We start from the raw sequence: 10605 nt of genomic DNA on the forward strand, positions 1-10605 counted from the left end.
TTTCAAAATAAAATTTTCGGTTTTCAAAAAGAGAAACAAGGTTCAAAACAGTTTTATCATGTCGATTCCCCCACTCATGACATTCCAGGAGGACTTTCTCTCTGGGAAATTGATCACCAAAGAATATGTCCATTTTTCGGAAATCGACTGTCCGGAATTGGACATTTGGATTGGTCGTGTGGTCAGGAGTATTTCCCTGGAATTCCTACATGAGATTTTATTTACTATCCTAAGCGAACTTTTAGTGAATGGTTGTAAGGCAAATGGGAAACGTGTTTTTTTCTCAGAACAAGGGTTAGACTTATGGAACGAAAAAGATTATGCCCGAGGGATTAGTCTTTATAAGGATGAGTTTGGACACCATCGTAAACGCGTATTTTCTTCATTAGAAAAATCAAATTATTCAATTTCTCTCAGTACAATGTACAAGGATGATTTTATTGAGTTCAGAGTTCGCAATAATGCAAAAATCCTTCCAGAAGAGAAAAATCGAATCGTAAGAAGGGTCCAAGCTTCAACAAAGTATAAAAATATAAATGATGCTTACCGAGAATCCGTGGACAATGAGGAAAGTTCTGGTTTAGGCATTGTATTAATTCATATCCTACTTCGTAATTCAGGGATTCCAAATCAATTTTTCGAATTGGTAACTGGTGAAGACTATACAGAAGTGATCATTCGTATTCCCAAACAATTGATTCCAAAAGATAGCCAATTACGCATTAAGGAACTTTTGATTCGGGAGGTAAATTCACTTCCTCCATTGCCTGCTCAAATAAATAAATTGATCATGATTGCAAAAAAGAAAGATGTTACTTTCCAAGAAATTGCAACTGAAGCTGAAAAAGACCCAGCAATCGCAGCTGAAATTATTAAAATTGCAAATTCACCATTATTTGGAGTCCATAAATCTATTGTTTCTGTTGTTGAAGGAGTGAAACGGATTGGTCTAAAAAACCTGGAGTCAATCTTTCTGGCATTGGGTGCTAAAAAAATACTTAACTCTCGTTATGCGAAACAAGTTCTTGTTTGGACTCACTCTTTTAAAACTTCGATGTATGTGAAGTTCTTACTGGAAGAAAAGCGAAAACACATCCAACTTTTAGAAACAGCAACGATCGCTGCCCTATTACATGATTTAGGAAGAATGGTTCTATTATCCCTTGATTTAAGCCAAGTCAATCAGATTCGAGTTTTAAGAAGTGACGATAATACAGAAATTTCTGAATGGGTAGAAGAATACACCGTTGGAACAACACATTCAGAAATAGGTTATTTAATTTCTGACAAATGGCATTTCCCTGAAGAAATTTTAGATGTAATTCGATTCCATCACAAACCTTGGCAATGTAAGTCTAGAAATAACATTTTATGCCAAATCATATACTTGGCAGACATTTTGGCAAATATAGGCAAAGGGAAAGGGAATTATTTTACTGTCGAACCGGAAGTTTTGGATTATTTTGAAATTCACTCAGAAAAAGAATTTCGAGAAATGCAAGATCGTTTTAAGGTAAAATTTGAGGAACATAGAGAAGAATACCAGAATCTCTTTATATAAATATGGATTGGAAATTATTACTCACGCTCGAAGAAAAAGATTTAGAAGACCCAAATTTAGCTGATGAACTCAATTTAGTTGGTCACCCTGAATACCCTTTAATTTCAAGTTTGCCACCCGAAGAAACTTTAGAAATATTGAAAGAATTTGTGCTCGCTGAAGGTCACAAGGTCAATTTGAAGAATTTACTCAGTTACGCGCCTATATTAGAAATCACTTTGGTCAAAAAAAACTTACCATCCATTTATGGATAATGGAATTGTACTTAAACACTTCCCAAATCTTCTTTTAAATCTTTTCCTAATTCTGTACTAAATTCAATTTTCTTAGCAACTGATTTTTCCATACTGCTAATCAACAATTCATTTGTTTTTGCCAATCGATCCGCCATAATAGAAACCATCTTCGCGGCAAATTTCGGATTTTTAACCAAGAAATTTTCTAACTGCTGTTTACTCTCAATCACTGCCAATTCGCAGTTTGTAATTGTCCTTGCAGTCGCACTCCTTGGATTGGAACTAAACAAAGCCATTTCTCCAAAAAAGTCCCCAGGTTTCATGAGTGCCAAGCGAGTTTGGCTATTATTAACTGTAAAAAAGATTTCCACATTCCCTTGCAAAATGATGTACATAGCATTATTCAACTCCCCTTCTTTGAAGATCCTTTGATTCGGCGGAATGTTGAGTTTGCTCATAAAATGGTGACTCCTATATCTATTTTTGGCTATTTTGGCTAAAATCTGAATTCATTTTCCTTTCCAACCTGAAATATAAAATGAAAATGTTCGAAAAGGACAATTACGATATGGAATGGGAATTATTAGGGATCATACTAGCTGGGATGTTGGCACTTACGTTTTACACTTTCCGCATTCCATTATTATTTCCCGTGCCAAACCAATCAAAAAACAACAGAGAATCACGTTTTGATGTGCTAAGAGGGTTTGCAATGATAGGAATTGTAATGATTCATATCCATTCATACTTTCAGTTTTTTCATCCTGGTGATAGTTTTATTATCCATAATACATTGATGTTATCGAATTTGGCACGTTTTTCAGTCCCTATGTTTATCCTAACATCAGCTATTTTTCTAAAAATAAAGGAAAGTTATTGGGTATCAAAATTTAAACACCTAATTCTACCTTATACGATATTCTCAATTCTTGGGTATTGGATAAAATACAATCATTATTCACTTAATGAGTTTCTTACCTTTTACGCTTTAGGGAAAGTGTTTACACCCTTCTATTTTGTACCTTTGTTGTTACAATTTTACCTATTATTCTATATTTTGAATCCAATCATGAAAGGAGAAAATTGGCGAAATATAATCCTGATAGTTTCTTTTTTAATCAATATGATCTCAAATTTGGGTTTTTTTGATACTTATTTACCGTCTGAGTACCATTCAATTTCAATCTTCAATTATATTTTTTTCTTTGTACTCGGTATTTTCATCGGGAAAACAAAACAATCTAAGTCTGAAATCAATCATAATTCAAAATTTATAATTTCAGTATATTTTGTTTTATCCTTAATTTTGATCCTAATTTTTAGTCATTTATTTGGCACAGACCTAAAGAACCACCACACCATATATCCAGTTCTTTTTCTGTTATGTATTTGGCAATACTTGAATGATTTCAATGGATCGATATCTAAAGTCCTCAGTTTTATAGGAAATCAAAGTTTATTTATCTTCCTACTACATCCATTTATCATACACTTCATGCACAGCATAGATCCGTATTCATTTGGAGGTCCATTTTTTGGGTACATTTTGACACTCTTACTTAATGTTGGAGTTCCAATTTTAATATCGCTTATAATCCAAAAGGGTAAGTTTTTATATCAATCACACCACTTGACCGAATAGAAGTGAACGCTTTTGCATATTCTACTAATACGTTCAACACATAGTTTAATCTACCTCGGATATATGTGTCTTCTTTTGATTCTGGTGAGTCTGAATTTAAAAGTGTTTCCACGTGTCTTACTATTACATGATCAGGAATGTAGACGATTCTTGTGTTTTTATAACTAGACATTCTTAACTCAGCATTTGGGTAACTTCCTCCCATTCCGCTTGATACTGTTATAATAAGGCCTGGTTTATGAGAAATATCCCCGCCAGATAAATAGAGAAAAAAGTTTTTCATAGCAGGACTTGCCATTCCTGCATATTCTGGTGTAATAAATACAAAAGCGTCTGATTCAGACAATCCTTGATTGTATTCGTTCCAAAATTTTTTGATTTCCGAATCTTTTTCCCACATTCCAGGCTCCCAAATTGGTAATGGCGAATTACCTAAGTCTAGAATTATGGTTTCAATGCCTTTATCTTTTAATATTGAAGCTAAAAAATTAGTTACTTTTAATGATTGTGAATTCTTTCTATGACTTCCGCTTACTAACGTTATCCTCATTTAGGACCTCCTCCTTGGTTTCTATTTCCCTTATAATGGGATTTCTTTTTATTTTTCCATTTTCTATTATTGTGTCCGCTTGGTTTCGATTCACCTTTATCTTCATTCTTTCTTTGGTGGTGATTTTGTTTTTTTTCAGAAAAATTTCGATCTTTTTTGTTCTCTCTATCTTTTGCATACCTAAGCTTTTCATCACCAAACAACTGTATGTATCCGAATAAAAAAGAAGAGAGGATACCATGAATTTTTTCCCATTGTTTTTTATCAAGTTCGCCAAAAACAGGATGTTCAGCGAATGGCCCAGAATGTAATTTAAATGCAGTTAAAGATGTTTTTAACCTTAATTGTGCAGATTCTGGATCACCTAAGTCTTTCGGTGGGAAACCAGGGATTTGATTTGCCTTTGTGTAATGGCCAGTTGATATAAGTTTCGCGAATTTGTATTTACCTAGAAGTTTATTTACAGTTGTTCTTTTGGTAGTATACCCTACTCCTTGAATCGATAACTCAATGGACTCAGCTAAAAAATCAAAGATCTGAGATAATGTAATGTCTGATTTTTGTTTTTTTTCGCAAGTGATTATAATTGATAATTCTTTTTCGATATCATCTATTGTTTTTAATTTTAAAGTTGATTTCATTTTTCCTCTATTCAATGATACCGTATTTTTTTTTGAGCGAGTTTAATTCCTTTAAAAAACTTTCACGCAATTTACTGTTTAGTTTCCCGACATTAATACTAATTTTAGTCTGTGATAAACCAACACGGGGTGAAATGATTTCACCCCCTCTATTTTCTTTTCTTTTAAGCAAATCTTCTAAATTTTTGACTGACAAAGGTTTGCCACTTATGATCAATTCCATTACTGATTTTTGATCTAATCTAGCGATACTGCTAAGTTGTTTGACATACCTTTCACTGTAACCCAATAGATTTGAAACTTCATCCGCTGTCTTTTTCTTTTCTTTCCTTAAATATTGGATAGCTTTTCCTACTTCCCAAGGATTTAGATTTTTTCGTTTTTCATTTTCTGCTAGTGACATCTCATAACAAACATCCTCGTTGGCATCGGTAATAATGGCTGGTATTTCTTTCCAGCCCAGCTTTAATGCCGCTCTATATCTTCGCTCACCCGCAACGATTAAATATTTACCCTTTTCTTTTCGAACCAATATGGGCTCTATTAAACCCAGTCTCTCCATTGAAGGGAGTAAGTCGGAAGTATCTTCTCTACCAATAAGACGAGGTTGAGTTGGATTTGGGAAAATTTGGCTTAACTCAAGATGAGAAGGATTCTTTTTTTTCTCAGAATAAGCTGAAATTAAATCTAATGCTTGGAATTCAGTTTTTTTGGACATTGATTTTATCTTTCACCTCAGTTGCCAATTCTCGAAAATTTTTCATAGTCGCTAAATCGATTTTTGATAAAAAACTCATTTTTGCCTGAGCTTGCGGAATGGATTCACGCCTTTGTATAACTGTCTCAAATACAGGGAAATATTTTTTAACACCTTCAGCTAAACCAGCCAAAGCTTTTTGTCCTTCAAATTGATTTAAAACAGCACCTAATAATTTTAAGCGCTGATTAGCTTTTCTTTGAATTTTTTGGATAGTTTCATACAAATCTCGAATCCCTTGCAAACTAAATGCTCTAGTTTGAATAGGTACAAGAATATAATCTGCACAAATCAATGCATTTTCTAAAATTAATCCTAACGAAGGTGGACAATCAATGATGATATATTCATAATTTGATCTTAGTGGTAAAATTGCCTCTTTTAATAATTCGAAGTCATCTCTTTCGTAAGGAGTTGTCAGATTTGCAAGTTCCAATGTGGAAGGTAATAAATCAAAATTCTTTGCTACTGTTTTAATGAGAGGTTCAATGTTCCTTGGTTTTTTACCACGATAACCCAAATAATCCATAATCGAGGTAACATCGTCATTTAGAAATAACTGAGTTGCATTCGCCTGTGGATCCCAATCGATTAATAATACTTTATGGTTCTCCGAAAGTGCTTCTGCTAAATACAAGCTGATAGTTGTTTTCCCCTCCCCTCCTTTTTGGTTAGAGATTGCTATAACGTTACTATCAAATCCTTCCGAATGATTGATTTCAAAATATTTAGAAAGTACAGACTTCTTATATTCACCAGTTTTCCAACCAGGAACTTTTAATGTCGTTACTCTCTGCTGAAAATTATCGAGATTTAGCCCAACAAATTTTGCAGCTTCTTCAGAATCAAAGACTGTTTCCACGTTACCTTACCTACTCTAACCATTGTATCCTGATGACTATTGTCAATTTAATTATGTCTCCTAGGGGTGAAATCATTTCACCCCTAGGAGAGCTCTTTTTATTGGAAGACTATCACCCACTTTGTTTCCTTAAATCACCTAGCTGAAACCAATTTACGAATTTACAACATTGAGGTAATTTTCATTATAAGTTGGTGCAAAATTTTTTCAAATTTTTCCTAATTTTTACTTCTCTTCTAGTGATTACTTCTCCAACAAAATCTGAAGTTATTTGGGGACCATCTATCGAAAGGTCGGGAGGTGAGTATATCTTTGAAACAGGAAATAAATACCCCAATTTGTCTGGTATTCGCGGTGGGTCTAGAATTTCCTTCCCTCGAACTTTTACATTATTTGGAATCCAGGGAATTTATACAAAGGATAGATGGGAGATTAACGGAAAATTAAAAACTACTGGCTGGAACCAGAAATCAGGTGAAGCTAGGGATGAAGATTTTTTTCTAGGTGCAGTTTCGACTGAAAATTCGACAAATATTGCGACCCGAGAATGGAGTTACAGGGATTCAGCAACAGTCTATTCAGGTAGCAGAAATTTTGCAGATGGGAAAGGTAAATCAACAATCGTAGAAAATAGAATCGAACTATTTGGTCGTTATTATTTTCAAGATGCAAATCCAGATTATTGGAAAGAAGGCTCTGGTTTTTTCTTATCAACAGGTGCTCGCTATTCATACTTCAAATATCTTTTTTATGACGTGAATCAATATATAGAAACTACCCCCGTTTTTTATGCACCAATTGGATTAGGTTTAAGTTACTCCAATGATCTGTGGGAAGTTTTTTATGGCGGAGGTTACCGTTATTCAAAGAACAATTTATACTTTGATTTTAGTTTTATGCCGTCAATTGGTAGGATTAAAACCAGAGATTTCCATGTACAAAGATCAATTAATTTTTTCTCAGAAAATTACGGATTCGGATGGAACTCAAAAATTGAAATAGGATACCAATTTAATCCCACATGGTTAAGTTATTTTAGATTGAATCATCGGAGATTTTTCTCCGAAGGAAGATTCACTTCACAAGGCGGATTGACCGTAGCTGATCTGACATCTAATCTAGTATCAGGATTTAAATCTCATATCAATATTAAAGACTTTTCTATCGAATTAGGGGTTCTTAATAAAATTGAATGGAATAACGGAATCGATAAAACTGAAAAACAGGAATCAGAATCTAAAGAAAAAATAGAAACGAATGAATCAAATTGAAATTGAAAGGAAAATTACAAAAAGTAAAAATATATCTTTAACTGTTTATCAGAACGGAAGAGTTGTTTTAAAACACCCAGCAAAAATTTCAAAAATTCAGTTAGAAAACTTTATTGCTGAAAAACAAAACTGGATCTTAAACAAGTTACAAAAGATTCCTAAAGACATTCCGAAAAATCTCAAATTTGAAGATGGCGAAACGATTCATATATTTGGAAAAATTGCAAAAATTCATCTCACTGATAAAAAGACATTCTACGATCCAATGAACGGTCTTTATATCAAATATGAGAAAAATGAGATTTTAAGGCAAAAAAAAGCAAAACATTATTTAAAATCACTATTACTTTCCAAAATTGAACCCTTGATACAAAAATTTGAATCTAATCTGAAAACGAAGGTTAACAAAATCAGTATAAGGACCATGCGATCGTTATGGGGAAGTTGTAATTCTAAAAATTATATTTCAATAAACTTAAGTTTGGTACATTGCCCAGATTATATTATAGATTACATTATCCTACATGAAATTTCACATACAATTGAACACAACCACTCGCAAAAATTTTGGAATATAGTCAAAAGCCAAAATCCAAATTTTAAAATCGCTGAAAAATGGCTAAAAGAATACGGTAAAAAATACATTTACTATTTAAATTAGATGAAAGATAAAATAAAAGTTCTGTTTATTTGTTTGGGTAATATTTGTCGATCCCCAGCAGCACAAGGTGCATTTGAAAATTTAATTAAAAATAGAGAATTAGACCATATGTTCGAAGTTGATTCTTGTGGAACATCAGGTTATCATGATGGAGAATTGCCTGACCCTAGGACTCGAAAAGTTGCACTTCAACATGGAATCCAATTAACACATCGATCTAGAAAATTACAAACTAAGGATCTCATTTACTTCGACTATTTAATTGTAATGGATAATAACAATTACAACGAAGTTATGAGTCTAACAAATGATGAAGCGCTAAAAAACAAAATTTTTAAATTTGGAAAATTTCGTACTGATAAAGGACCTGACATCGTTCCTGACCCATATTATGGAAGTGAAAAGGACTTTGAAAAAGTGCAAGAATTAGTAGAAAATTGTTCTATTGGCTTCTTAGATTACTTAGGAGTATAATTGTGTCCTTAATAAAGAAAAAAATTATCATCATTGGTGCTGGTTTTGGTGGACTACAAGTTATCAAATCACTAGGAAATAATAAAAACTATGAAATCTTAGTGATCGATAAAAAAAATCATCACTTGTTCCAACCTTTACTTTACCAAGTTGCAACAGCTGTCTTATCACCAGCAGATATAGCGATTCCAACTCGATCTATCACAACCAATTTTAAAAATGTGAAAATTTTATATGGGGAAGTAACAGGTATCAATTTTAATTCAAGAGAAGTTTCATTTCAAAACCGCAACGAAAAATATGATTATTTGGTGATTGCTACAGGAGCAAAAACCAGTTATTTCGGTAATTCCCATTGGCAATCGAAAACCTTAGGATTAAAAAATTTAAAAGATGCATTAGCAATTCGAAAACAAATTCTCTTGTCTTTCGAACAAGCCGAATTAATCGGTGATTACGAAAAAGCAAAAAGTTTAATGCATTATGTGATTATTGGCGGAGGTCCAACTGGGGTTGAGTTAGCAGGTTCCATTGCTGAGTTATCACACAATATCATTCGGAAAGACTTTCGAAGTATCGATTCAGGAATGACAAAGGTAACCTTAATAGAAGCGGGACCAAGATTATTAAATGCATTCAGTGAAAATTCCAGCTTATTTACAAAGGAAAAGTTAGAAAGTAGGGGAGTTGAAGTATTAACTAACTCACCTGTATTGGATATAACTGATACGGGAGTTGTCCTAAAAGATAGAACGATTGTTTCAAATACCATTATATGGGCGGCAGGAGTAGAGGGTTCGGAACTATCAAAAAAACTATCAATTAACAAAGATAAGGCGAACAGGATTATTGTAGATGAATTCTGCAGATCTACAGAATTTGAGAATGTGTTTGCCATTGGAGATGCTGCCAATTTTAGCAAAGGTTTAAGCAGACCTCTACCTGGAGTATCTCCAGTTGCCATGCAACAAGGACGTTATGTTGCTAAAATCATCCAATCAATTGAAAAAAATAAATCCTTAACACCATTCCAATATTTTGACAAAGGGAATATGGCGACCATTGGAAGGACAGATGCAGTTGCCGAATTTGGAGGAATACGACTAAAGGGTATAATGGGTTGGTTCGGTTGGTTATTCGTACACCTTGTATACCAAGTTGGTTTCAAAAATAAGATGAGCACTCTGATCAGTTGGGTTTGGAGTTATTTAACATTTAGAGCTGGTTCAAGACTGATCCAAGAAGAAGCAAACGATACATCAATTGGATCGTAAATTGAACTTATTTTTCTTTGCCTCTGATATACACTTTCTATAAGCCAACTCGGTATTGCCGATCCAATAGATGCTATTGGTATCGGAGACACCATTTGTCGTGTGTTTTTGTAGGATTGGTATCATATACAAGTATCCATTTTCTCGAGTTGTATTACATTCATCATGAAATTGTTCCTCTCTAGAAAGTTGACTACAATGAATGTGAATGAGAACCAAAAATACAGAAAAAATAAAACGACTCATTTTGAATTTTGCAGTATTCCTTTTAATTCATTAAACTCTTTTAACTGTTCTTGCGAACAGTACGATAAATGATTCTCTATAAAGGAAAGGTCTTCTTCCGCTTTTTTTAGTTGAGCCTGTTTGTATTCTGGTTTATGAGTTACCTTTAAAACAACTTCCCCTGTGTAACCAGTATCTCCGTTCGCTTCAAGAAGAATCGATTTAGCTCTTTTTAAATAAATTGGAATGAGAGATTGAGTTGTAGCATCTTTTGAAAACTCATTGATGCCAGCAGACAATAGCGTAATTTTTTTTCTATGAATGGAAGTGAGATCTGCCTTCTTTTCGCAATCGATTAAAGAGCTACATTGATTCAAAGTTTTGTTTTGTCCCAATATTGTGGATACACAAATAAAAAATACTACACACAGCCGAAGTAACAACATACCAC

The 10605-nt window shown here is 33.4% G+C and carries 14 protein-coding genes; 7 read left to right on the top strand and 7 right to left on the bottom strand.

Annotated elements, in window-relative coordinates; genetic code table 11:
- Positions 1–58 precede the first annotated feature (58 nt).
- Together ND855_RS17900 and ND855_RS17905 are read left to right on the top strand one after the other, a co-directional pair.
- Entirely contained in the window at positions 59–1561 is a 1503-nt protein-coding gene (locus ND855_RS17900; protein ID WP_135603359.1) for an HDOD domain-containing protein, read from the top strand.
- Positions 1562–1563: 2 nt separating this feature from the next.
- Positions 1564–1815 (top strand): hypothetical protein, encoded by a 252-nt coding sequence (locus ND855_RS17905; RefSeq protein ID WP_265359575.1) that lies wholly within the window; start codon positions 1564–1566, stop codon positions 1813–1815.
- 11 nt (positions 1816–1826) lie between these two features.
- On the opposite strand, the gene ND855_RS17910 is transcribed toward ND855_RS17905, so the two are convergent.
- Positions 1827–2255, bottom strand: a complete 429-nt coding sequence (locus ND855_RS17910) for a Crp/Fnr family transcriptional regulator (protein WP_100715991.1) — start codon at positions 2253–2255, stop codon at positions 1827–1829.
- Between the two features lie 80 nt (positions 2256–2335).
- On the opposite strand from ND855_RS17910, the gene ND855_RS17915 reads away from it, so the two are divergent.
- Positions 2336–3439, top strand: coding sequence for an acyltransferase family protein (locus tag ND855_RS17915; RefSeq protein ID WP_265359576.1), 1104 nt, complete (start codon positions 2336–2338; stop codon positions 3437–3439).
- Here the strand turns inward: ND855_RS17915 and ND855_RS17920 are convergent.
- From ND855_RS17920 to ND855_RS17935, 4 genes are read right to left on the bottom strand one after another with little or no spacing between them, the layout of a single operon-like run.
- A complete protein-coding gene (locus ND855_RS17920) occupies positions 3387–3989 on the bottom strand; it encodes an NADPH-dependent FMN reductase (protein WP_135603358.1) in 603 nt (200 codons plus the stop codon). The two genes, ND855_RS17915 and ND855_RS17920, sit on opposite strands and share 53 nt — an antisense overlap.
- A complete protein-coding gene (locus ND855_RS17925; RefSeq protein ID WP_135603357.1) occupies positions 3986–4630 on the bottom strand; it encodes a DUF1569 domain-containing protein in 645 nt (214 codons plus the stop codon). The genes ND855_RS17920 and ND855_RS17925 overlap by 4 nt, the downstream gene beginning before the upstream one ends.
- Before the next feature lie 7 nt (positions 4631–4637).
- The gene (locus tag ND855_RS17930) at positions 4638–5348 is read right to left on the bottom strand and encodes a ParB/RepB/Spo0J family partition protein (RefSeq protein WP_265359577.1); all 711 of its coding nucleotides are present in this window, start codon (positions 5346–5348) and stop codon (positions 4638–4640) included.
- Positions 5332–6249, bottom strand: coding sequence for a ParA family protein (locus tag ND855_RS17935; RefSeq protein ID WP_265359578.1), 918 nt, complete (start codon positions 6247–6249; stop codon positions 5332–5334). Before ND855_RS17935 ends, ND855_RS17930 begins: the two co-directional genes overlap by 17 nt.
- Before the next feature lie 221 nt (positions 6250–6470).
- Here ND855_RS17935 and ND855_RS17940 point away from each other — a divergent pair, with 221 nt between their 5' ends.
- Genes ND855_RS17940 through ND855_RS17955 form a run of 4 tightly spaced genes read left to right on the top strand, consistent with a single transcriptional unit; the run spans position 6471 to position 9929 of the window.
- The gene (locus ND855_RS17940) at positions 6471–7520 is read left to right on the top strand and encodes a putative porin (RefSeq protein WP_322113585.1); all 1050 of its coding nucleotides are present in this window, start codon (positions 6471–6473) and stop codon (positions 7518–7520) included.
- Positions 7507–8181, top strand: a complete 675-nt coding sequence (locus ND855_RS17945) for a M48 family metallopeptidase (protein ID WP_265359580.1) — start codon at positions 7507–7509, stop codon at positions 8179–8181. The genes ND855_RS17940 and ND855_RS17945 overlap by 14 nt, the downstream gene beginning before the upstream one ends.
- Positions 8182–8655: a low molecular weight protein-tyrosine-phosphatase gene (locus ND855_RS17950; RefSeq protein ID WP_265359581.1), complete on the top strand. Its 474-nt coding sequence runs from the start codon at positions 8182–8184 to the stop codon at positions 8653–8655.
- 2 nt (positions 8656–8657) lie between these two features.
- Positions 8658–9929 carry an NAD(P)/FAD-dependent oxidoreductase gene (locus tag ND855_RS17955; RefSeq protein WP_265359582.1) on the top strand — a complete coding sequence of 424 codons (1272 nt, stop codon included), beginning with the start codon at positions 8658–8660 and terminating at the stop codon, positions 9927–9929.
- On the opposite strand, the gene ND855_RS17960 is transcribed toward ND855_RS17955, so the two are convergent.
- Both ND855_RS17960 and ND855_RS17965 read right to left on the bottom strand, forming a co-directional pair.
- Positions 9915–10175: a hypothetical protein gene (locus ND855_RS17960; RefSeq protein WP_265359583.1), complete on the bottom strand. Its 261-nt coding sequence runs from the start codon at positions 10173–10175 to the stop codon at positions 9915–9917. The two genes, ND855_RS17955 and ND855_RS17960, sit on opposite strands and share 15 nt — an antisense overlap.
- The gene (locus ND855_RS17965; RefSeq protein WP_265359584.1) at positions 10172–10531 is read right to left on the bottom strand and encodes a hypothetical protein; all 360 of its coding nucleotides are present in this window, start codon (positions 10529–10531) and stop codon (positions 10172–10174) included. The genes ND855_RS17960 and ND855_RS17965 overlap by 4 nt, the downstream gene beginning before the upstream one ends.
- Between the last annotated feature and the right edge of the window lie 74 nt (positions 10532–10605).

The organism is Leptospira paudalimensis (genome assembly GCF_026151345.1).
In the GTDB taxonomy this organism is placed as follows: Bacteria; Spirochaetota; Leptospiria; order Leptospirales; family Leptospiraceae; genus Leptospira_A; species Leptospira_A paudalimensis.

What these genes read in the sequence shown, in the direction of transcription:
- ND855_RS17900 (WP_135603359.1), top strand. Translation starts at nt 59, where the DNA reads ATGTCGATTCCCCCACTCATGACATTCCAGGAGGACTTTCTCTCTGGG.
- ND855_RS17905 (WP_265359575.1), top strand. Translation starts at nt 1,564, where the DNA reads ATGGATTGGAAATTATTACTCACGCTCGAAGAAAAAGATTTAGAAGAC.
- ND855_RS17910 (WP_100715991.1), bottom strand. Translation starts at nt 2,255, where the DNA reads ATGAGCAAACTCAACATTCCGCCGAATCAAAGGATCTTCAAAGAAGGG.
- ND855_RS17915 (WP_265359576.1), top strand. Translation starts at nt 2,336, where the DNA reads ATGAAAATGTTCGAAAAGGACAATTACGATATGGAATGGGAATTATTA.
- ND855_RS17920 (WP_135603358.1), bottom strand. Translation starts at nt 3,989, where the DNA reads ATGAGGATAACGTTAGTAAGCGGAAGTCATAGAAAGAATTCACAATCA.
- ND855_RS17925 (WP_135603357.1), bottom strand. Translation starts at nt 4,630, where the DNA reads ATGAAATCAACTTTAAAATTAAAAACAATAGATGATATCGAAAAAGAA.
- ND855_RS17930 (WP_265359577.1), bottom strand. Translation starts at nt 5,348, where the DNA reads ATGTCCAAAAAAACTGAATTCCAAGCATTAGATTTAATTTCAGCTTAT.
- ND855_RS17945 (WP_265359580.1), top strand. Translation starts at nt 7,507, where the DNA reads ATGAATCAAATTGAAATTGAAAGGAAAATTACAAAAAGTAAAAATATA.
- ND855_RS17950 (WP_265359581.1), top strand. Translation starts at nt 8,182, where the DNA reads ATGAAAGATAAAATAAAAGTTCTGTTTATTTGTTTGGGTAATATTTGT.
- ND855_RS17960 (WP_265359583.1), bottom strand. Translation starts at nt 10,175, where the DNA reads ATGAGTCGTTTTATTTTTTCTGTATTTTTGGTTCTCATTCACATTCAT.